We start from the raw sequence: 21,105 nt of genomic DNA on the forward strand, positions 1-21,105 counted from the left end.
GATCGCTCGGGTGGTGCGCAACAGCAGGCGGGTGCCAAGACGTTGTTCGGTACGCGCGATGATCCGGCTGACCGCCGAGGGCGTCAGCCCCAAGGCACGCGCCGCGGCCGATAGGCTGCCTTCCTGCGCCACGGTGGCGAACACGTCCATTTCTCCTGACCTGCCATTGAAGTCCACTTGTGCTCCTTACGCAAAGGTGATTGCCAGAAATGACGTCTAGTGCCTTAAAAGCCTGGATCGTAGCATTGGCGGCATAGATAAGGAGCCTTCCATGCGTATCAATCCACCCCTTGTTGCACTCGCCATTGGTGCCTTTGGCATCGGCGTTACCGAGTTCGCCCCCATGGGCATGTTGCCGGGCATCGCTGCGGATCTCGGCGTTTCCATTCCCGCCGCCGGTCTGTTGGTCAGTGCTTACGCTCTGGGCGTATTGCTCGGCGCACCGCTGATGACCCTGACCACCGGCAGGATTCCCCGGCGCTATCTGCTGATCGGACTCATGGCGATTTTCACCCTGGGCAATCTGATGTCAGCCCTGGCTACCGATTACTACAGCCTCATGGTCGCCAGGGTGGTGACCTCACTGAACCACGGTGCGTTCTTTGGCGTTGGTTCCATCGTCGCCGCCAGCGTGGTCGCACCGGAGAAACGTGCCGGGGCGGTTGCGGCGATGTTCATGGGCCTGACCCTGGCGACCATCGGCGGTGTGCCGATGGCCGCCTGGTTTGGCGAACTGTTCGGCTGGCGCACCGCTTTCTGGGGAATTACCGGCCTCGGCGTGATGACCATGGCCGCGTTATGGTTCGCCCTGCCAAACCTGAAGGCGCCGCAAAGCGTCGGTGTAATGGCCGAAATTCGGGTACTGGGCCGTGGTCCGGTGCTGGGGGCGCTGGCCCTCACCGTAGTCGGCTCGAGTGCAATGTTTACCGTCTTCACCTACATCGCGCCGATCCTCAGCAGCGAGACCCATGCGTCCACCGCCTACATCACCGCCATGCTGGTGCTGTTCGGTGTGGGGTTGACGCTGGGCAACACGTGGGGCGGCAAGGCCGCGGACCGCTCGATAGATCGCACCCTGATCATTTCGCTGAGCGTGCTGATTCTCGTCTTGCTGGCGTTCACCGTCCTGATGCGTTGGCCGCTGCCGACCGCCGTTGCCATCCTGATATGGGGTATCGCCAGCTTCGCCCTGGTGCCGCCACTGCAGATGCGCGTCATGGAGGCTGCCAAGGACGCGCCCAATCTGGCCTCGGCGATGAACATCGGCGCCTTCAATTTCGGCAACGCGATCGGTGCGGCGCTCGGGGGAGCGGTGATCAATGCCGGGCTGGGTTATCCGGCGATTTCCCTGGCCGGAGCGGCAATGGCGGGTCTGGGGCTGCTGATGGTATTGGCATTTGCCTGGCGTTCCAGATCGATTGCAGCTGCGGTGGCGTGACGATGATGTGAGGGGGCTGTAGTCACCCTTGATGAATGACGAGTAGCGACCATTTGCTGCCCTTCGCCATTGTCAAACTTCGGCCAATTTCAGCCATTGCTGACCCGTAATTTCACGCCCCGCGGAATTCAGTCAACCTCAATCGAGATTCCTCCGGAGCGGTGAATCACGCTTCCTCAAGGCATTCAACTAGGCGGTTTCAACGCTCAACCCTGCGGCATTGGACAACGGCGATATGAATACGGGTGGCGAACACCGACCACCCGTTTACCCGACTGCTTACTTGGCCATCTCCGCCCGGGCCGCAGCGATCTTGGCTTTTACCGAATCGAGGTTGAAGCTCGCGCCTTTTTGCATCGGCGGGAACTCGATAGCGGTTTCCGCCAGCTTGGCGACTTGCTGCTGGACGAACACGAAGCGCCAGAACTGGTACTTGAACCAGTCGAAATACTGCTGCGAACCTTGCGCGGCCTGATTCTCCGGCCAACCCATACGTTCGAAGGGGTCGAGGCGAAGGTTGGTCAGGATCGGTACGTCGACCGCCACCTTGGCGCCCATCCAGCCGCCTGGTTGGTCAATAAAGCGATATTTGTAGTCGCCTATTCGCACCGCACCCAGCGCACTCTCGCCAAAATAGAAAATTTCGTTACGGGTCGACGGCCCCTTGCCCGTGATCATCGGTGTCTGGTCGTAGCCGTCAAGATGCACCTTGTAGGTTCGGTCGCCCAGTTGTTTGCCTTTGAGCAGTTCCTGAGTGATGTTCGGGTTACCGGCCGCCGCGACCAGGGTCGGGAACCAGTCCATACCGGAAATGATGCCGTTGGCAATCTGATTGGCCGGTACCTTGCCGGGCCAACGAATGATCGCCGGAACCCGGAATCCACCTTCCATGATAGTGCCTTTGCCCATGGCGAACGGCGTGGTGCCGCCATCCGGCCAAGTAAAGTTTTCCGCGCCATTGTCAGTGGTGAAAATGACAATGGTGTTGTCATCCATGCCGTCTTTTTTCAGCTTGGCCATGACGTCACCGACGATATCATCGAGCTGTGCCATGCCGGCTTCCTGTTCTGACCAGCCATTTTGCGAATTGCGCATGGCTTCGTACTTGTCAGACAGGTGCGTGACGATGTGCATGCGGGTCGGGTTCAGCCAGAGGAAGAACGGTTTACTGTCCTGCTTGGCCTTGTCGATAAAGGCGAAGGCTTTGTCGCGAATCTCGTCGTCGATGGTTTTCATCCGTTCCGGATAGAGCGTGCCGGCGTCGTCGATTTTCTGTTTGCCGACCTTGCCCCAGCGCGGCATGACTGTGGTGTCATCGGTGGTGGTCGCCCAACTGTGGACCATATTGCGCGGGCCAACGGTGGCAAGAAGCTCCTGCGGATAGTTGGGGTGCGCCGGGTCTTCCATGGCGTCGAGGTGATAGAGGTAGCCGAAGAATTCGTCGAACCCGTGCACGGTGGGCAAGAATTCGTTGAGATCGCCCAGGTGATTCTTGCCGAACTGGCCCGTGGAATAGCCCATGGATTTCAGCGCTGTAGCGATGGTTAAGGCTTCGGCGGGAATACCAATGGGAGAACCGGCCTGCCCAACAGTGGTCATCCCGGTACGGATCGGCAGTTCGCCGGTGATGAAGTTGGCCCGCCCGGCGGTACAACTGGCCTCGGCGTAGTAGTCGGTAAAACGCATGCCTTCGGCCGCGAGCTGGTCGAGGTTGGGTGTTCGACCGGCCATCATGCCCTGGTTGTAGACACCGATGTTGGACCAGCCAATATCGTCACCCATGATGACTACAATGTTAGGGGCTGTTTTGTCGGCGGCTTGAGAGAGACCGGGGGAAACCACTGCAGACAACAGTATTGATACAGCGAACGCCGTTGATAACTTTGTCCGGTTCATGTTGAGCTCCTGCGTACTTGCGTGAGTACCTGAGACGAGCCCCCGACCGTCCTTAAATTGCATTCCCCCGTGAAGAGCGTAGGTACGAATTGCTAATTATCCAGTATTCAGTTTCTCGACTGTAAGCTGTTGTTTCATGGGCTTTACAGCTGGACTGTCAGATCGATGATGGCACCTCATCCACCCAAGGTCAGCGTATCCAGGTAAAGATAAATCGTCTTCTCGCATCATTGAGCGTCTTCAATGGGTCGACTAAGGCCCCTTGTGACAGGCAGTAATCGGCCAGAAGCGGTCATCCCGGTTCTCCTGCTCAAAAAATTGAGCAGGCGTAGCTTTAGGTCAGTCTTCAGTCGCACAATCCAATCCGGATTACTCGGCGGGCTCAGCCAACGCATAGCGGTTTTCCAGCCAACGCCCCAAATCACCTGCTTCCAAAGGCCTGGAAATCAGAAATCCTTGAGCGATCCGATATCCCTGGCTTTGCAGAATGCGCTGCTGCGCCAATGTCTCGATCCCCTCGGCCACTACTCTTAATTGCAAACTTTCGCCGATGCGAATGACGGCCTCGCTCAGTGCCTGAGTAGTTGTGTTGTTTTCCAGATCATGCACAAAGCTGCGATCGAGCTTGAGTTCCTGGATCGGCATACGCCGCAAATAACTCAGGCTGGAATAACCCGTGCCGAAATCATCCATCGCCAGGCTGATACCCAGCGCATGCACCTCTTCAATCGTGGTCAGGGTGTCGGGATTGGTGTCCATCAGCACACTTTCGGTAATCTCCAGCGTCAGGTCCTTTGCCTGCAAACCATGTTGCTCAAGTGTCCTGGCGACGATGCTTGAAAGATTGCGATTATGAAAATTGGTCGGCGACATGTTCACCGATACGGTCGGAATCCGTAGCCCTTGCTTGCGCCAGGCAGCCAATTGGCGGCAAGCCTCACGCAATGCCCATAAGCTGAATTCACCGATCAAGCCGCATTCTTCCGCCAACGGAATAAAACACGCAGGCGAAACTTCCCCTAATTGGGGATGAGTCCATCGCGCAAGGGCCTCAATGCCATAAAGCTCGGACCCGTCAAGGTCGATCTGCGGCTGATAAACCAAATGCAGGGCTTCGCCATCAATCGCTTCACGTAAAGCCACTTCCAGACGCAAACGCCCTTGCGCCAGTTGATCCAGTCCATCACTGAAAAAGCACACACGCCCGCGGCCGCTGGTCTTGGCTTGATACATCGCCATATCGGCACGATGCAGTAACACCTCCATCGTACGACCGTCATCCGGAAACATACTGACGCCGATACTCATCGATGGATTGAGTGTCACTCCCGAGATCTGGCAAGGCGCGGTCAGCTGTCCTCTCAATTTTTCGATTACATGGGTGGCATGTGCCATCGTGCACTGAGGCAGCACCAGGACGAATTCATCGCCGGATAGGCGACTGACAATATCGTTTTCCCGGCGACGCTCGGACAATCGATGAGCGATGACGCGCAAGAACTCATCACCGGCGGGATGGCCCAGGGAATCGTTGACCTGCTTGAATCGATCCAGATCGATGAATACCACGGCCAGACTCGATTTATGCCGAGAGGCTTGAGCGATAGCCTGTTCCGCCCGGGCATGCAACAAGTTGCGGTTGGCCAGTCCGGTCAGGTCGTCATAAAACGCCAGTTGGCGAATGTGCAGACGCGACTCTTCACGCTCCAGCGCCAAGGCGCACAAATGAATGCACGCCTTGACCAGCAGATGGTGAAGCGGTCCAGGCTCACGAGCGTCGCGGTAATAGAACGCGAACGTCCCCAATACGCGCCCATCGCTGGATTTTATCGGCGTCGACCAACATGCCTTCAGCCCGAGCGACAGCGCCAGGTCACGGAATCCGACCCAGAATGGGTGGGAGGCGATGTCGCTGACCATAACCGGTTCGCCACTGAACGCCGCCGCGCCGCAAGATCCGCATTCCGGCCCGATTGCCGTTCCATCCAGCGCCCGGGAATACGCGATTGGAAGACCGGGCGCGGCTAACGTATGCAATAACCCTTGCCTATCGACCTGCAATATTGTCGCGATCACTTCTGGCGCAATTCGCTGCACCTCCACACACGCCAGATTCATCAAGGTGTCCAGCGACTCTTCGCGAACCATCGCTTCGAGCATCTTGTGGCGCAGCACTTCATGCATGCGCGTTTGGGTCACATCGATCATCACACTCACGGTATTGGTCAGGTGGCCCTGAGCATCGTGAACCGGGTACGTTGTGATGTTGCACCACACCCGCTGGCCTTCGCGGTCATAGCCGAATTCCTGACCGTGATAGGCATTACCCTTTGTGAGCAGGCGGCGGATTGCGGCTACACGCGATTGCGTGAAGTACGGCGCCAGCACTTCGATGGGCGTTTTGCTGATGACGTCCTGGACACTGTAACCGAACATTTGCGTGAAGCCGTCGTTGACGTAAATGATCGCCCATGACGCGTCAGTGATGATAATTGCGTTCTCGGTGGTATCGACCACCAAGGACAACAAGTACAACCGATGTTGCTCTTCATGCTGCAGGGTAATGTCTTTGATAAACGCGGCGTAGAGGATCTGCCCTTGCGCCTCGATTTTGGAGATGGACATCGACCCCCATCGCCGGCTGCCATCCTTGCATTCGATCGACACATCTCGACTGGTACCGACAATTTTGTTGATTCCGGTGCGGCGGTTCGCTTCGATGTAGCTGTCATGCAGAGGTCGAATCAGTTTCGGGACCAGTTGTTCAACATTGCGGCCCATGACCTCGGCACTGTCGTATCCCCAGAGCTTTTGCGAAGCTGCATTAAACAGAATGATCCGGTTTTGGCTATCGATGACCACGACACTGTCAACGCTTTGCTCCAGGGTCTGGATGAAGACTTGCGAGAGATCGTTACGGTTCAACATAGCGGTGATCTACCGATTGCGAGGAAATGAGGGACTGGGTTCCTTCCCAAACATCAAACGCAGGGCGACAGGAACTCAGCCGCCTTTCGGATGCGGTCAATTCAAACGAATGAGGAGTTACTAGCGGGTTTGAAGGTGAGATTGGAACGGCACGACGAAAGGGCTGAGGCGTGCAGAAGGGTTTTTGGAGACGATTGGAGGATCAGCATGTGGCCAGTCTCTTTATTAGTAAAAGTATCGGTCTTCTGCCGAAATCAATATGCCACTACTGAACCTCTAAAGGCTTGATTCAAATCAAAGGGCGAGCTGAAAAACGAGGAAAATTGAGCAACGGAATCGCAAGCTCGTAGTGTCTGCCAACCCCCCTTGCTCATGTCAAAACGGCACCCACTGATGCGGCAGCAATTGTCCGATATCGCTCTTGCGTCGGCAGATGCAAGAGCACATCCCTGAGACAGGCATAGGGCTCAAGCTGCAATCCAGAGCGTCGGCATTAGCCGACGCTCCGGCACAAGATGGGTCTGGACGAGGATCCAGGTGGAGACCGTCAAAGAGTTTGTTGAGCCCGAGTTACGCGAACGACTCATTCGACTATTTGTGGAAAGCAGGCCGGTCAAGGACATGGCTGGGGGTTTTCAGATGAAAGTGCAATTGGCCGGTTGATAGAGGCGTTTCAGATCGCTGCGGGTCAGGGTGTCAGGTATTGGTTTTCAGCCTGGTCCACAGCCGAGTAGTCAACCGTGCGATGGAAGCCGGTAGATCCTCGACGGTGAACAACTTGTCCATGACGTCTTTCGGCGGGTAGATCGCCAGGTCCTCTTTCACCGCTGGCACCACATAAGCATCGGCCGCCGCATTGGGGTTGGCGTAGTGGATGCTGTTGCTGATGTTGGCGATCACTTGCGGGGTCAGCAAGTAGTTCATGTAGGTGTAGCCGTTCTTCTCATGAGGCGCATTCTTGGGCATCACCACCATGTCAAACCACAGTGTCGAACCTTCCTGCGGAATCGAATAGGCAATGTCGATTCCGTTTTTGGCTTCCTTGGCGCTGGCGGCGGCCTGCACGATGTCGCCGTTGAAACCGATCACCGCGCAGACGTTACCGTTAGCCAGATCGCTGATGTACTTCGAGGCGTGGAAGTACTGCACGTAAGGCCGGATCTTGAGCAGCGCCTGCTCGGCTTTCTTGTAATCCTGCGGCTCGTGGCTGTGAGGTGGCAGCCCCAGGTAGTTGAGCGTGATCGGCAAGACTTGCGTCGGGTTGTCGATAATCGCCACGCCGCATTCGCTGAGCTTCTTGATGTTGGCTTCGTCGAAAAACAGGCTCCAGGAACGGGTCACGTCGGTATTGCCGAAGAGGGCCTTGATCTTCTCGACGTTGTAGCCGATGCCGGCGGTGCCCCACATGTACGGGTAGCCGTACTGATTGCCGGGATCGTTGACTTGCAGTTTTTGCATCAGCGCCGGGTCGAGGTTTTTCCAGTTCGGCAACTGGCTGCGGTCGAGCTTCTGGATCGCGCCGGCCTTGATCAGCCGAGACAGGAAGTGGTTCGACGGGCTGACCACGTCATAACCGGTGTTACCCGTCATCAACTTGGACTCCAGCACTTCGTTGCTGTCGTGGATGTCGTAAGTGGCCTTGATCCCTGTCTCCTTGGTGAAGGTGGTCAGGGTGTCGTCGGCAATGTAGCCGTTCCAGTTGGAAATATTGACGGTTTCATCAGCGTAAGCGCCCGCGCAAAACGTCGAGAGAAGTGCCACCAGGGAAACTGTGTTGACGCGCATGTTCGATCACCTTCGTTATGAAGTGCTTTTATTGTGGGTGTTACGGGGGTTCAGACTTCAGATCGGGCTCGAGCGGCCTCTACGCGCATGCGCAGCATGGCACCGATGTCGAGAAAGGGTTTGGGCGGGAGCCAGCCGGGCTGGGCGCGTTCAATGACCGAATGCAGCATCGGCGATTCAGCCCCGGATGCCAGTTCCGCCAGCAACCGACCCCAAAGTGTGCCGCGCGCCACGCCAGAGCCATTGCACCCGGCCACGGCGAACACGCCCTCCTCGACCTTGCCAAAGTACGGTTGGCCGGAGCGTGAAGCGCTGAGGTGTCCGGTCCAGGTGTACTGGATGTCCTGCTCGCCAAGCATCGGAAAACGGCGCTGCAAACCCAGCACATGGTGCTTGCGGCGAGTCGACAACTCAGCGAGGGACAAGTCGTTTGAGCGGTATTCCGCGGTGTTGCGAATCATCACGCGACGATCCGGGGTCAGTCGCACCGTGGCCCCCAGTGGCCGGGTGGACAGCACGCCCCATGGCTCGACGGCACCGAGCGCCTGGAACTCTTCGTCACTGAGTGGCCGCGTCAAACTGGCGCTCAGTTCCATCGGGAAAGTACCGCTGTCGCTGATACCGGCACGGGAGATGAAGGCATTCAGGCAAATCACCACCTGCTTCGCTTCAATACTTCCACGACGACCGTTGGCGCGAATGCGGCCGTGGCTCGTACGCTCCAGACCGGTGATCTCGGTGTTTTCGAACAGCGTTACGTTCTCCGGGAGCGCGTCGAGCAAGCCTTTCACGTACTTCGCCGGTTGCAGCAACGCATTGCCATTGCCGCACCAGATCGCCGCCTGGTAGTGCCGGGTGCCCAGTTTCTGCACCAGTTGCTCACCCTGCAGAAACTGCGCAGATGCCCCCACGGCCCTCAGTGTTTGCAGCTTGGCCTCGACATCGGTCAATTTGCGCGGATCGCTGACCGCGAAAAAATAACCCGATTCACGGAATTCGCACCCGATGCCATGTTGGGCAATGCGTTTGCGCACTTCGTCGCTGGCAGCGCGGGAAATCGAGGTGTCCACCTCAAAGCCGGCAAATCCTGCGTTGCCCTGAAGTTCAGCAGTGGCCGGGTGTTCATGGGCCACGACGAAACCTGAATTGCGCGCGGAGGCGCCTTGCGCGGCCCGTTGCCGATCGACAATGACGATGCGCGCCTGGGGATGCATTTGCGCGAGGGAGTGAGCGGCACACAGCCCGGTGATGCCGGCGCCGATGACCAGCCAATCTGCCTGCTGCCGACCACTCAGTGGATCGCGAGCCGGTGAATCCCCGGCCTGCGCAATCCAGCCACATACGTTTTCCATGCATCACCTCTTTGACTGTCTTTGGCCAACCATCCAATTCCTTTAACTCATGCACAATCCGCATGACTGGTTGGAGATGACGGTAGCTATGACTAGAATCTAAAGGGTGATCATGGCGACAACCAACGTTATTAAATCATCAAGGTATTCAGAAAACGCATGGATAAAATTCGCCACCTTCCGTCGCTCCAAGGCTTGCAGGCATTGGTGGAAGTCGCAGGCTCCGGCAGCTTTACGCAAGCAGCGCAGACGCTGTGCCTGACCCAAAGCGCCGTGAGCCGGCAAATTCAGCAGTTGGAAAATCACTTTGGCGTTTCGATGTTCGTGCGCAACAGTCGCAGTCTTCGACTGACCCCGGAGGGCGGACAGGTACTCGCCAGTGCGCGGCATATCCTCGAACAGCTGAAAGCCCTTGAGGATCGCCTGGCACCGCAAAAGCGCCCGTTCCGTATCCGCATGCACGTATCGCTGGCGGTGCGTTGGTTGCTGCCGAAGTTGAGCGACTTTTATCGGTGTCACCCGGACGTTTCCCTGTCGATCGAAACCGTGGCGACCGAGGTCGTCGAGCCGGCCAGCGACAGCGACGCCTACATCCTTTATCTGCCCGAGCCATCGAGCGATCCATCCTGCCTGACGTTGTTCGAAGAAGCGCTGGTGCCGGTGTGCGCCCCTGGCTTTGGCAACTCAACCCATCCCCTGGAATCAGTGGACGATCTTGTACGCTATCCCCTGCTCCATCGTTCGGCGGACAAGCAAGCGTGGATTGACTGGCTGGCAGCCAATAACGGCAAGTCGCTGGAGGACTACCGGCACATCCACTTCAACCTCGATGAGTTGGCGCTTGATGCCGCCGCGCGAGGTCTGGGAGTCGCCATGACCGACATGACCCTGGCAGAAGAGTCCATCGAACGGGGCGTGCTGCTTGTCCCGTTCGGCCGCCCCTTGAAGACCGGAGGGGTCTATTCGCTCTGCCCGCAACCATCAGCCGCGTCTCATCCTGAGTGCTCGCTGATCATGGGATGGTTCGCCCAGCAGGCCGGGCAGCACCAGGGCGAATATTGAGTTTCAACACCCCCGTCCCAGACCAGTATTGCTCGCTGAAGAAGAGCTTCAGGCGAGCAATCAAGAAGAGCTTCAGGCGTGCTCAATACTGTGGCGAGGGGATTTATCCCCGTTCGGCTGCGCAGCAGTCGTAGAACCACCACACGCGGTGTACCTGACACCCCTCGGTTGCAGGTTCTGGGGCAGCTTCGCAGCCCAACGGGGATAAATCCCCTCGCCACAGATAAATCCCCTTACCACAGGTTTAGGGCCAAACAGGCTCACCACCTCACCATCATTGGATCAGTTAACCCTTCACCACTCCCGGCCACCCAGCCCGATGCAAGGCTTTGAGCAGCGTCTCACGGTCCAGTCCCGGCACGGCGTGGCCGTTTCCTTCTGCGGTATCCGCAGCTAACAAGGCATTGATAATGGCTTCTTCCACCGCTTCGGTGGCGGCCAGGAACAGCTCGCTGATGTGGTCGTTGTTGACCATGCTCAGGTGGTCGGTGGTCGGTGCGCGCTTGCGCTCATAAGCGGCCGGCGGCACCTGGTTACCGGTGGCGAAGGCGATGAAGATGTCGCCGCTGTGGTCTTCATTTCCACCACCGGTGCGGGCAAGGCCGAGGCTGGCCCGTTGCGCCAGCCGCGTACATTGGTGCGGCAACAACGGCGCGTCGGTGGCCAGGCACACGACGATCGAACCCATGCCCGGGTGCGGCAGCGAAGCCTTGAGGAACGGCGAGTCGATCTGTTCCATGTAGCGTCCGACCGGGTAGCCGTCAACGCGCAGTTCATTGCGAATGCCGTGGTTGGCCTGGACGATAGCGCCAACGGTCCAGCCGCCCTGCGCAGCACTCAGACGCCGTGACGCCGTGCCAATGCCGCCCTTGAATTCGTGGCAGATCATGCCGCTGCCGCCACCGACATTGCCCTCAGCGACCGGACCACCCACCGCCGAGCGCACCGCTTCGGCCACGTGCTCGACCTTGACGTGAAAGCCGTTGATGTCGTTGAGCAACCCGTCAAAGGTCTCCAGCACCACCGGCATGTTCCAGTAGAGCCGCCCGTCCTCCGGCTGCTGCTCGCGGTCCACCACGATCAGTGCGTCACGCACCACGCCCAGGCTGTGGGTGTTGGTGAAGGCAATCGGGCTGGTCAACAGGCCGGCCTCGCGAATCCACTCCAGGCCGGTGGCGTCGCCGTTGCCGTTCAACACATGGACGCCGGCAAAACACGGCTGCTGGCTGGTGGAGCCAGCACGGGGTTCGATGACCGTGACACCCGTCAGGATGTCGCGGCCGTTCGCGGTGCGTCCTCGCACATTGCTGTGACCGACCCGTACGCCCGGCACATCGGTGATGGCATTGAGGGGACCGGGTTGCAGTTGGCCGAACTGAATATTCAAATCGCGGGCACGTGGCTTCATCGTCTCTTTCATGATCGTTCTCTTGTTTGTTTTTTCACGATGGTCGTGGCTGGCCATCAGCAGAAATCGTGTCGACCCATCAAGCGCCGGTCTTGACCGTGTTCCAGGTGCGGGTTCGTACGCGTTCCATCTTCAGCGGGAGGGGTTCCAGCGGGAACAGCGTGTCCATGACTTCTTTGGATGGATACACCCCCGGGTTGTCGCGGATCTTCTTCTCGACCAGCGCGGTGGCGTCCTTGTTGGCGTTGGGATAGCTCAGGTAGTTGGATGAATCGGCAATGACTTCAGGGCGCAGCATGTAGTTGATGAAGGCCAAGCCTTGCTCCGGGTTTGGCGCATCGTTGAGCTGCACCAGACTCTCCACCCACACCGGTGCACCTTCGCGAGGAATGCTGTAGACGAGCTTGCGATCGTTGCCCGCCAGCTCGGAGGCTTTCTGTGCATCCGCGACGCCACCCGCCCAGCCCAGCACCACGCAGATGTTGCCATTGGCCAGATCAGAGATGAACTTGGACGAATCGAAGTAGACGATGTGTGGACGCAGTTTCAGCAGCAGCGCCTGGGCTTTTTTGTAATCGGCCGGGTTCTGGCTGTTATAGGGCAGTCCGAGGTAGTGCAACGCGATGGGAATAACTTCGCTGGGCGCGTCCAGCATGGCCACACCGCATTGACTGAGTTTGGCCAGGTTTTCTTCCTTGAAAATCAGGTCCCAGGAATTGACCGGCGCATCAGCGCCGAGTATCGATTTGACCTTGTCCGCGTCATAGCCGATGCCCGTGGTACCCCACAGATAAGGGGCCGCATAGCTGTTTTCCGGGTCGTTGCTTTGCAACTTGGCGAGGATATCCGGGTCAAGGTGAGACCAGTTGGGCAGCTTCGAGCGATCGAGTTTTTTAAGCACGCCCGCTTTGATCAGGTTCGGTAGCAGGTCACCACTCGCCACCACCACGTCGTAGCCGCTGCGGCCAGCCATGAGCTTGCTTTGCATGACGTCGCTGTTGTCGAACACATCGTACACAGCGCTGACGCCCGCTTCTTTTTCGAAGTCTTTCATGGTGTTCGGGGCGATGTAGTCATACCAGTTGTAGATATGAACACTGCGCTTGTCAGCCTCATCTGCTTCGGCGCAGACCAGGCCGAAACTGAACAGTGAGGCCAGCGCAAATTGCATGCAGCGAATGGGTTTCATGAGGGATGCTCCAGAGCGTTAGCGCCGAGTCCAGGGGTCCGGACACTGCTCCTGCTGGTGTGTGAATTATTGTTGTGGCAGCGTCAAAATCGGCGGTGAGGCGCAACACTCGCTGTGGTGCGGTTCTGCCCCTCGCGCCTGCATCAGGGGATCAGTAGTTCCCGTCGACCATCGTCGTGTTCGATCTGCTCGCCGCTCAGATGCAGGCGGCGATCACGCAGGTAGTCGTAGTCGCGGCGGGAGGTGCGGAGCAACTCCAGATCCAGCTCCACCACCTGACGGCACTCTTCGCGCCCTGCTTCGAACAACGTGCGTCCGAAGGGATCGATGGCGGCGCTGCCACCGGCAAAAACCAGGCCTTCATCGCCGCCGCCGACTCGATTCACCATCACCGCGAATGCCTGGTTTTCCTGAGCGCGCGCCATGATCGCGGTGCGGTGGACAGGGCCGTAAGGGTCCATGTTGCCGTTCGTCACCAGGATCAACTCGGCACCAAGCTGACCAAGCGCCCGGGCACTCTCCGGCAACTCGATGTCGTAACAGATCAGGATGCCCACCCGGATACCCTTCCAGAGCGCCGTGACATAACGGTCGCCTGGCTGGAACAGGCCGCGCTCCGACGGCCAAAGGTGCGTCTTGCGGTAACGCAAGGCGATCCCTTCCGGGGTCACCAGCAAGGACGTGTTGTAGAACGTTCCGGCGTCATTCTCGGCCAGCCCCACCACGACTGAGACGTTCCGTTCGCATACGGCGCGCTGCACGGCCTGCACGCTTGGTCCGTTCAGGGGCTCGGCGACTTCAGGGAGCTGTTGCGCGCTGGCAAACCCCATCAACTGGGTCTCGGGAAAAATCAGCAGATCGGTGTCCGCTGCGCAGGTAGCGATGGCCTCTAAGGTACGCGCCAGGTTATAAGCGGTATCGCCATCGCGACCGTTAATTTGTACAAGCTCAATCTTCATCAGTGATCCTTTCACGTGTCTGTAAACTCGCAATCGCCAACCTGAAAGCACCCGCCAGGGCTGAATGGAGTATGGAGAGCCATAAAGCGGAAAGTAATCACATCGATGGGGTAACCCCGTATGGGTAGAAACGTGAGCATTACCTTGCAGGACATGGCCTGGCACCAGGCGATTGGCAGGCTGATCGAGGCACTCGACCGTCCCGGTTTCTGGCTGGCCCTGGTGCGTCAGTTGGACAGGTATATCCCGGTGGACAGCTGGGTCGTGCTGATTTTCAGTAATGGCCGTCCGCAGGTGCTCGCAGAATGCCCGGGCAAGGATGGCGGACCAGATCCGCTCTTTCAGGATTACCTCAAAGGCCTGTATCTGCTCGACCCCTTTTACCTGGCCAATCGGGAAGCACCGCAAAACGGTTTGTTCTGGCTGGCCGATGTGGCGCCGGAGTGCTTCGAACAAACCGACTACTACCAACGCTACTTCCGATTGAATATCGTGGCTGACGAAGTCCATATCAACGTCCAGCTCGACGCGGAACGCACCCTCAGCCTGTCACTGGGCAGTGAGTGTCGCTTCAGTGCAGAGCAGGCCGCACTGCTCACCCTCATCCAGCCCTGGGTGGCCGCGTTGATGCGTCAGCGCACGGCATTCGAGCGCGAAACGCTGGAGCAGAACGCGGCGCCGACACCCGGCTGGCAGAGCCTGCTGGACTCCACTGATCAACAGTTGGAAACGCCGCTTTCCGCCCGCGAGCTGGAAGTCGGCCGGCTGATGCTCAGCGGCTGCTCGAACAAGGAAATCGCGCGCAAGCTGGCGATTTCTGCCGAGACGGTGAAGGTCCATCGCAAGCACATGTACAGCAAGCTCGGCATCAAATCCCAGACCGAGCTGTTCTCATTGTTTTTGAATGCGCAGAGCTGAGGCCGCCGCTCGATAACAACCTAAAGCGAGTTGTTCACCTCCGCCGAAAGCACCACGTCAAAAAACGAGGTGATCAGCCGACTGGAGCGGCGTTCGGCCAGGCAATACAGATAGGTCTCGGTGTAGAGCGGATCCCCTTCGATGCGGATCGTGCGAATACGAGGGTCGGCGATGAACTCCGCTTCGGAGACCACCCCCAGTCCGATCCCGCGCACGACGGCTTCACGCAGTGCCTCGCGACTGCCGATTTCCATGGCGATACGCGGCACCACCTGTGCCGCCATCAAGGCCTGCTCCAGGACCAGACGCGTTGTGGAACCGGGCTCTCGTTGCAGCAGGCGCTGCCCTTCCAGTTCCTCAAGTCGCACTGAATCGCGGTGTGCGAAAGGATGCTCATGGTGGGCAAACAGGATGATGGCGTGACGCGCGTAATGCACGGCGCAGAGTCCTGGATCATCGTGCCGTCCGGCCAGTACCGCGATATCCGTCACGTAACTTTCGAGATCGGCCAGCACCTGCGCCGAGTTGCCCACCCGTATGGACACGTCGATGCGCGGATGCTGCTGAAGGTAGTGATCGACCATCTCGATCACATGAAAAGGCCCCACCGCCCCCAACTTGAGCTGACCACTGTCAAGCCGACCGGAGTCGCGCAGCAGGTTGTGTGCGTCCAGATCCAGTGCCGCCATCGCCTGGGCAATCGGCAGCAATTGCCGGCCGACATCGGACAATTCAATGCGCCGGCCGCGACGGTGGAACAGCTCCAGGTTGTATTGCCGCTCCATGCTCTGGACCTGTGTAGTGAGCGTGGGTTGGCTGAGCCCGAGCGCCCGTGCGCCGGCACTGAAACTTCCGTGGCGTGCCACGGCGAGAAAGGCGCGCATCTTGGCGGTCGACATCCATAGACTCCATCAATACTTAGCTGCGAAAACCCATATTGAATTGATCGTATGACTGTCACGTGACATTTCTAGCCTGTGGCAACTCCAACCCACTCCTGGAATGCCATGAATAACTTCTCCAGATTCTTACGTGTCGCCGCTGTTGCCTGCCTCTCAATCAGCGCTGCCTGCAATGCGGTCGCGAACGAAAAATTGAGAATTGGCCTGATCCCGTCGGAAGACTCCCAAGCGATGATCGAGTCGAGCAAGCTGGTGCTCGCCAGCCTTGAAGACAAACTCGGCATGCCCGTAGAACCCTTTGTCGCCACGGACTACAACGGCATCATCGAAGCACTGCGCGCGGGCAAACTGGACGTGGCCTACCTCGGCCCTTTCTCCTACGTGCTGGCAACGTCGGTAGCAGACGTCGACGCGTTCGCAGTAGCCGTCACCAAAAAAACCGGTCAGAGCGCCTACAAGAGCTTGATCCTTGCTCGCAAGGACAGCGGCATTCAGCAACTGTCGGATCTGAAGAATCACACCTTTGCGTTTGTCGATCCCAGCTCTGCCTCGGGTCATCTGTTCCCCAAAGCCGGACTGGAACAGGCAGGTTTTGATCCCGCCAAACTGTTTTCACGGGTGATTTTCTCCGGCTCCCACGACGCCAGCATCCTCGCGGTAGCCAACGGCAAGGTGGATGCCGCCGCCGTCGCCGACCGCATTCTGGCCAATGCCGTGGCCCGAGGACTGGTGAAGCAGGACGACTTCCAGGTGGTGTGGAGTTCTCGTCCGATCCCGGAATCGCCCATGGTCTGGCGCAAGAACCTCGACCCGGCGCTCAAGCAAAAAGTCGCCGCGGCACTGGCCTCGATCAAGGACGTGCCGTGGGGTGACCAGGGCCAACTGGATGGCTTCCAGCCCACGAATGATGCTGCTTACGACGTCGTCCGCGAAACCGCCAAGGTGCTCGACCTCGATCTGCGGAGGCTCAAATGATCAGCATCCGCCAACTGACCAAACACTACGGCACCAACCCGGTGTTGCGCGGGATCGACCTGGAGGTAAAAGCCGGAGAATTCGTGGTGGTGCTGGGGCAGTCCGGCGCGGGTAAATCGACGTTGCTGCGGTGTATCAACCGACTGGTCCAGGCCGATTCCGGGACGCTCTCGGTGGCGGGCATTGACGCACTGGCCTGCCGCGACACCGCAGTTCTGCGACGCCAGGCGGCGATGATTTTTCAGCACCACAACGTCGTGCCACGTCTCAGCGTATTGAAGAATGTACTCACCGGCTGCCTCGGCGCGGTATCAACGCTCACCTCGATCCTGCAGTTGTTTCGACGCGAGGAAGTGGCGTTGGCCATGCAGTGCCTGGAGCGCGTCGAGCTGGCGCATAAAGCCCACGAACGGACCGATGCACTGTCAGGAGGGCAGATGCAACGCGTGGGCATCGCCCGTGCCCTGGCACAACGCCCAAAAGTGATTCTGGCGGACGAGCCGGTGGCCAGTCTCGACCCAAAGACGGCGCGCCTGGTGCTGCAGTATTTGCGCGATGCCACGCGGGAACTGGGGATTACGGTGTTGTGCAACCTGCATCAGGTTGATTACGCCCGGGAATTCGGCGACCGGATCGTCGGCCTGGCCCACGGAAAACTGGTGTTTGACGGTACCGCCTCCAGCCTGACCGAAGACGACTTGCAGCGCATTTACCCCGGCCAGACAACGCAAGCCCCAAGCACCTCCGCGAAAGCGGGCGAACTGATAACCCCTTGCGCGCAACTGAGGGTTTGAGCATGAAACAGCAACCTTATCTGTGGACGGTGGACCTGCCTCGCGGCCCCCGTGGCTGGTTGTCCACGGGCGCAATCGTGCTGGCGGTGATTCTGACCCTGCACTGGAGCGCCACCGGCGCGCAATTAAGCGTCGGGGAACTCGCGGCCGGATTGCCACAAATTGGTGATTTCCTGGCACGCACTGTTCCACCCGACCTGAGCATTCTTCCCCGCCTGTTGGCGCCCGCCGTGGAGACCCTGCAGATCGCCATTTGGGGCACATTGCTCGGTGTGTTGATGGCCATTCCGCTGTCATTTCTAGCGGCCCGCAACCTGAGCAGGAACCGGCTGGTCTTCCATACAACCCGGCAATTTCTGAATGTCACTCGCAGCATCAATGAACTGATTCTGGCCCTGATATTTGTCTCGGCGGTAGGCCTGGGGCCCTTCCCCGGCGTGCTGGCGCTGGCGTTGCATGGCGTGGGCATGCTCGGAAAATTCTTTGCCGAGAGCATCGAAGAGATCGACCAAGGCCCGATCGAAGCGCTTCAGGCGACCGGTGCACGACCCTTGCAGGTCATCGTTTTTGGGGTGTTGCCCCAGGTCATCACCGCCTGGATTGCAGTGGTGCTGTACCGCTTCGAAGTCAATTTACGTTCGGCGACGGTACTCGGCATGGTCGGTGCCGGCGGGCTCGGATTCGAGCTGGTGAGCAGCCTGAAGCTTTTCAAGTATCAGGAAACGGCCACCTGCATCATCGTCATCACGCTCATGGTGATTGTCGCTGACGCAGTGTCGGGGCGATTGCGCAACGCGATCCAGCGTGGCGCTCACAGCTGAACACTTGCCCGGCAAACACACACATTCAATCCAGTATCGGCTCAGCCGATTAACGCCTGCGAATTATCGATTTGAGCTGTTGTTGAAGCGCCCCGAGTATGGGGCCACTTCCAACAACAAAAACCAAGGACCCGCCATGATCGCCCGATTCCACAATCCAGTTGATACCCGATTCGGCTGGGGCAGCCTGCATCAACTTGCCGACATCACTGAACACCAGACAGTCGCCCTTGTGACCTTCCCCGAAGCGCGTGGGCTGGGTTTGGTCGATCGCATCCAGGACCTGCTGGGCGACCGCCTTGTGTATGTGATCGAAGATGTCCAGCCTAACCCTGACGTGGCCCAGCTGCGTGATACCTATGAACGTTTCTGGCAGGAAGCCGGCGACTGCCACGCGGTCATCGCCGTCGGTGGCGGCAGTGCCATCGATACCGCCAAGGCGTTGATCGTGGGCACTGAGTCGGGGCACTTTGATGAGTTGCTCGCGTTGCTGGCCACCGGCAAGCCCTTCGTCCCGGCGCGCAGCAAGATACTGATCGCGGCGCCCACCACGGCGGGTACCGGCAGCGAAGTGACCCCTTGGGCGACGATCTGGGATTCGGCCAGCCACAAAAAATACTCGCTGCACCTTGATTGCACCTGGCCCAAAGTCGCGATTGTGGACCCGCAGCTGATGCTGACTGTGCCTGGCGGCGTCACCGTCTCTACCGGGCTGGATGCCTTGTCGCATGCGCTGGAGTCGGTCTGGAACATCAATGCCAATCCGGTTTCGGACACCTTCGCCATCTCCGCCATTGCGGACATCCTCGAATGCCTGCCGCTCCTGCGTCGTGATCTGTCCAACAAGGAGCTGCGTTCTCGCATGGCTTTGGCCGCCCTCAAGGCAGGCTTGGCGTTTTCCAACACCAAGACCGCCCTCGCCCACTCCATCTCCTACGAGATGACGCTGCATCACGGTCTGCCGCACGGCATCGCCTGCTCCTTCACATTGCCGCTGGTGCTGGGCCTGGCCTGGGGTCACGACGCCGCGCGCGACCGCACCCTGCAACGAATTTTCGGTGACAACCTGGACAAAGCCCAGGATCAGCTGCGTGAATTCCTGCACAGCCTCGGCGTGAAAACCGAGTTTTCCGACTATGGCGTGACGGCAGAGCAAGCCGAGCAAATGATTCTCTTCGCCATGCAAGGTGCTCGGGGCAAAAACTTTATCGGCTCTAAAGCCGCGTAGAGCCCACCCGGCACCGAACACCCGACAAGCACTGTCAGCGGCATGACGAGCCGCGACGATTTCCTGCACCCCTCAGAAAAGAGTGCATCCGCCGACACCAATAGGTGAGAGCGAACAATAATAAGGAAAAGATCATGAATCGTGCTCAAACCATGCCTGCTCTCGCTGAACGCACCGCCTCATTCCGAGTCGCTCAATGGCGCATGTTGCTGGCGGCGATGTTCTGCTATCTGTTTTTCTACACCGGTCGGCAAACCTTCGGTTTCGCCATTCCGGGCATTCAGGCCGAATTCGGTTTTACCAAGGAACACCTCGGATGGGTATCGGCCGCCATGCTGTGGGCGTATGCCATCGGTCAGGCCATCAACGGTAACCTGGCCGATAAATATGGCGGTCGCCGCATCATGACCGCCGGTGCCGTGTTGTCCTGCGCCGCCAACTGGGTGACCAGCTTCGCCAGCAATTTCGCCGCATTGATCCTGCCCTGGGGCATCAACGGTTATTTCCAGGCATTGGGGTGGGCGCCGGGCAGTCGACTGATCTCCAACTGGTGGAGTGCCGGTGAGCGCGGCAAGGTGTATGGCTTGTATGTGTTCGCCGCCGGGTGCGCCTCGGTCCTGTCCTATGTGACCTCGATCGTGGTGCTTGAGGTGATGCACCTGGAGTGGCGCTGGATCTTTCGCTTGCCCGTGCTGTTGATGCTGGCGGGCGGGATCATCTTCTATCTGGTGGCGCGGGAACGTCCGCAGGACATGGGCTTCGAGCCACCCGCAGACACCGGGGTCGCTAACGCCGATGACAAGAACCACAAAGTGGCCCATGGCGAAGTCGAGACCTCTGCGCAACGCTACAAAGCCGTCCTGAAAAACTTCCGACTGATCATTGCCGCGGTGTCCCTGGGCTTCCAGAACGCCGCTCGCTATGGCCTGATCGTCTGGGTACCGGTGCACTTTCTGGGCGCCGACTGGAAGACCGGCGACAGCATGATCGATCCGAAGTGGATCACCGTTGCCCTGCCGGTCGGCATGGCCATCGGCGCACTGAGCAATGGCTGGATTTCGGACAAGCTGTTCGGCTCTAAACGCTACCTGGCGATCATGCTCTACATGGTGCTTGGTGCCGCCACCAGTCTGTGGATGTGGACCCTTGCACCGCACAGTGCCACCGGTCTTATCGCGTTGTTCCTCTGCGGCTTCTTTGTCTACGGCCCGGCGTCGAGTTTCTGGGCGCTCTGCCCTGACCTGGTCGGAGCCAAGCGTGCCGGCACGGCAACCGGCGTGATGAACTTTTCGTCCTATCTGTTCGCCGGCCTGGCGGAACCCCTGATCGGCAGTATGCTCGACAGTACCGGCAATACGTCGTTGATCTTCGTCGTGGTCACGACCGCCTGCCTTTGCAGCGCAGTGGTCGCGCTGTTCATCCGGCGTTGAGCACAGGTTTGCGGCTCAGG

General features: G+C 58.9%; 17 protein-coding genes. 8 read left to right on the forward strand and 9 right to left on the reverse strand.

Features of this window, described 5'->3' with window-relative positions; translation table 11 throughout:
- The coding region (locus GBC55_RS22745) for a LysR family transcriptional regulator (protein ID WP_247266974.1) at window positions 1-177 on the reverse strand (177 nt) is incomplete at its 3' end.
- A gap of 94 nt (window positions 178-271) precedes the next feature.
- Here GBC55_RS22745 and GBC55_RS22750 point away from each other — a divergent pair.
- Window positions 272-1,438 (forward strand): MFS transporter, encoded by a 1,167-nt coding sequence (locus tag GBC55_RS22750; protein WP_162439762.1) that lies wholly within the window; start codon window positions 272-274, stop codon window positions 1,436-1,438.
- Window positions 1,439-1,717: 279 nt separating this feature from the next.
- Here GBC55_RS22750 and GBC55_RS22755 read toward each other — a convergent pair whose 3' ends face one another.
- From GBC55_RS22755 to GBC55_RS22770, 4 genes are all read right to left on the reverse strand, one after another.
- Window positions 1,718-3,334, reverse strand: a complete 1,617-nt coding sequence (locus GBC55_RS22755) for an arylsulfatase (RefSeq protein ID WP_162439763.1) — start codon at window positions 3,332-3,334, stop codon at window positions 1,718-1,720.
- A 369-nt stretch (window positions 3,335-3,703) separates the two neighbouring features.
- On the reverse strand, window positions 3,704-6,262 hold the full coding sequence (locus GBC55_RS22760) for an EAL domain-containing protein (protein WP_162439764.1): 2,559 nt from the start codon (window positions 6,260-6,262) through the stop codon (window positions 3,704-3,706).
- A 696-nt stretch (window positions 6,263-6,958) separates the two neighbouring features.
- Window positions 6,959-8,047, reverse strand: coding sequence for a polyamine ABC transporter substrate-binding protein (locus GBC55_RS22765; RefSeq protein WP_162439765.1), 1,089 nt, complete (start codon window positions 8,045-8,047; stop codon window positions 6,959-6,961).
- 50 nt (window positions 8,048-8,097) lie between these two features.
- The gene (locus GBC55_RS22770; RefSeq protein WP_162439766.1) at window positions 8,098-9,399 is read right to left on the reverse strand and encodes an FAD-dependent oxidoreductase; all 1,302 of its coding nucleotides are present in this window, start codon (window positions 9,397-9,399) and stop codon (window positions 8,098-8,100) included.
- A 159-nt stretch (window positions 9,400-9,558) separates the two neighbouring features.
- On the opposite strand from GBC55_RS22770, the gene GBC55_RS22775 reads away from it, so the two are divergent.
- Window positions 9,559-10,461 (forward strand): LysR family transcriptional regulator, encoded by a 903-nt coding sequence (locus GBC55_RS22775; protein ID WP_162439767.1) that lies wholly within the window; start codon window positions 9,559-9,561, stop codon window positions 10,459-10,461.
- Window positions 10,462-10,747: 286 nt separating this feature from the next.
- On the opposite strand, the gene GBC55_RS22780 is transcribed toward GBC55_RS22775, so the two are convergent.
- The 3 genes from GBC55_RS22780 to GBC55_RS22790 all read right to left on the reverse strand — a co-directional run bounded on the left by GBC55_RS22780 (window position 10,748) and on the right by GBC55_RS22790 (window position 14,017).
- Window positions 10,748-11,869, reverse strand: coding sequence for a P1 family peptidase (locus tag GBC55_RS22780; protein ID WP_162439803.1), 1,122 nt, complete (start codon window positions 11,867-11,869; stop codon window positions 10,748-10,750).
- A 79-nt stretch (window positions 11,870-11,948) separates the two neighbouring features.
- On the reverse strand, window positions 11,949-13,058 hold the full coding sequence (locus GBC55_RS22785; protein WP_162439768.1) for a polyamine ABC transporter substrate-binding protein: 1,110 nt from the start codon (window positions 13,056-13,058) through the stop codon (window positions 11,949-11,951).
- Window positions 13,059-13,201: 143 nt separating this feature from the next.
- Complete coding sequence (locus GBC55_RS22790; protein WP_162439769.1) at window positions 13,202-14,017, reverse strand: carbon-nitrogen hydrolase family protein; 816 nt, start codon at window positions 14,015-14,017, stop codon at window positions 13,202-13,204.
- 132 nt (window positions 14,018-14,149) lie between these two features.
- Here GBC55_RS22790 and GBC55_RS22795 point away from each other — a divergent pair, with 132 nt between their 5' ends.
- Window positions 14,150-14,935: a helix-turn-helix transcriptional regulator gene (locus GBC55_RS22795; RefSeq protein WP_162439804.1), complete on the forward strand. Its 786-nt coding sequence runs from the start codon at window positions 14,150-14,152 to the stop codon at window positions 14,933-14,935.
- 20 nt (window positions 14,936-14,955) lie between these two features.
- Here the strand turns inward: GBC55_RS22795 and GBC55_RS22800 are convergent, their stop codons facing one another.
- On the reverse strand, window positions 14,956-15,834 hold the full coding sequence (locus GBC55_RS22800) for a LysR substrate-binding domain-containing protein (RefSeq protein WP_162439770.1): 879 nt from the start codon (window positions 15,832-15,834) through the stop codon (window positions 14,956-14,958).
- Window positions 15,835-15,942: 108 nt separating this feature from the next.
- On the opposite strand from GBC55_RS22800, the gene phnD reads away from it, so the two are divergent.
- From phnD to GBC55_RS22825, 5 genes are all read left to right on the forward strand, one after another.
- Window positions 15,943-16,812 carry a phosphonate ABC transporter substrate-binding protein gene (phnD, locus tag GBC55_RS22805; protein WP_162439771.1) on the forward strand — a complete coding sequence of 290 codons (870 nt, stop codon included), beginning with the start codon at window positions 15,943-15,945 and terminating at the stop codon, window positions 16,810-16,812.
- Window positions 16,809-17,606, forward strand: a complete 798-nt coding sequence (gene phnC, locus GBC55_RS22810; RefSeq protein WP_162439772.1) for a phosphonate ABC transporter ATP-binding protein — start codon at window positions 16,809-16,811, stop codon at window positions 17,604-17,606. Before phnD ends, phnC begins: the two co-directional genes overlap by 4 nt.
- 2 nt (window positions 17,607-17,608) lie before the next feature.
- Window positions 17,609-18,427: a phosphonate ABC transporter, permease protein PhnE gene (gene phnE / locus GBC55_RS22815; RefSeq protein ID WP_162439773.1), complete on the forward strand. Its 819-nt coding sequence runs from the start codon at window positions 17,609-17,611 to the stop codon at window positions 18,425-18,427.
- Between the two features lie 136 nt (window positions 18,428-18,563).
- The gene (gene psrA / locus GBC55_RS22820; protein ID WP_162439774.1) at window positions 18,564-19,655 is read left to right on the forward strand and encodes an iron-containing alcohol dehydrogenase PsrA; all 1,092 of its coding nucleotides are present in this window, start codon (window positions 18,564-18,566) and stop codon (window positions 19,653-19,655) included.
- A gap of 134 nt (window positions 19,656-19,789) precedes the next feature.
- The gene (locus tag GBC55_RS22825; protein WP_162439775.1) at window positions 19,790-21,085 is read left to right on the forward strand and encodes an MFS transporter; all 1,296 of its coding nucleotides are present in this window, start codon (window positions 19,790-19,792) and stop codon (window positions 21,083-21,085) included.
- The last annotated feature ends 20 nt before the right edge of the window (window positions 21,086-21,105 follow it).

The organism is Pseudomonas sp. TNT3 (assembly GCF_010095445.2).
Classification (GTDB): domain Bacteria; phylum Pseudomonadota; class Gammaproteobacteria; order Pseudomonadales; family Pseudomonadaceae; genus Aquipseudomonas.

Coding starts and splice junctions, on each gene's coding strand:
- GBC55_RS22750 (WP_162439762.1), top strand. CDS start 272: ATGCGTATCAATCCACCCCTTGTTGCACTCGCCATTGGTGCCTTTGGC.
- GBC55_RS22755 (WP_162439763.1), bottom strand. CDS start 3,334: ATGAACCGGACAAAGTTATCAACGGCGTTCGCTGTATCAATACTGTTG.
- GBC55_RS22760 (WP_162439764.1), bottom strand. CDS start 6,262: ATGTTGAACCGTAACGATCTCTCGCAAGTCTTCATCCAGACCCTGGAG.
- GBC55_RS22765 (WP_162439765.1), bottom strand. CDS start 8,047: ATGCGCGTCAACACAGTTTCCCTGGTGGCACTTCTCTCGACGTTTTGC.
- GBC55_RS22770 (WP_162439766.1), bottom strand. CDS start 9,399: ATGGAAAACGTATGTGGCTGGATTGCGCAGGCCGGGGATTCACCGGCT.
- GBC55_RS22775 (WP_162439767.1), top strand. CDS start 9,559: ATGGATAAAATTCGCCACCTTCCGTCGCTCCAAGGCTTGCAGGCATTG.
- GBC55_RS22780 (WP_162439803.1), bottom strand. CDS start 11,869: ATGAAGCCACGTGCCCGCGATTTGAATATTCAGTTCGGCCAACTGCAA.
- GBC55_RS22785 (WP_162439768.1), bottom strand. CDS start 13,058: ATGAAACCCATTCGCTGCATGCAATTTGCGCTGGCCTCACTGTTCAGT.
- GBC55_RS22790 (WP_162439769.1), bottom strand. CDS start 14,017: ATGAAGATTGAGCTTGTACAAATTAACGGTCGCGATGGCGATACCGCT.
- GBC55_RS22800 (WP_162439770.1), bottom strand. CDS start 15,834: ATGTCGACCGCCAAGATGCGCGCCTTTCTCGCCGTGGCACGCCACGGA.
- phnD (WP_162439771.1), top strand. CDS start 15,943: ATGAATAACTTCTCCAGATTCTTACGTGTCGCCGCTGTTGCCTGCCTC.
- phnC (WP_162439772.1), top strand. CDS start 16,809: ATGATCAGCATCCGCCAACTGACCAAACACTACGGCACCAACCCGGTG.
- phnE (WP_162439773.1), top strand. CDS start 17,609: ATGAAACAGCAACCTTATCTGTGGACGGTGGACCTGCCTCGCGGCCCC.
- psrA (WP_162439774.1), top strand. CDS start 18,564: ATGATCGCCCGATTCCACAATCCAGTTGATACCCGATTCGGCTGGGGC.
- GBC55_RS22825 (WP_162439775.1), top strand. CDS start 19,790: ATGAATCGTGCTCAAACCATGCCTGCTCTCGCTGAACGCACCGCCTCA.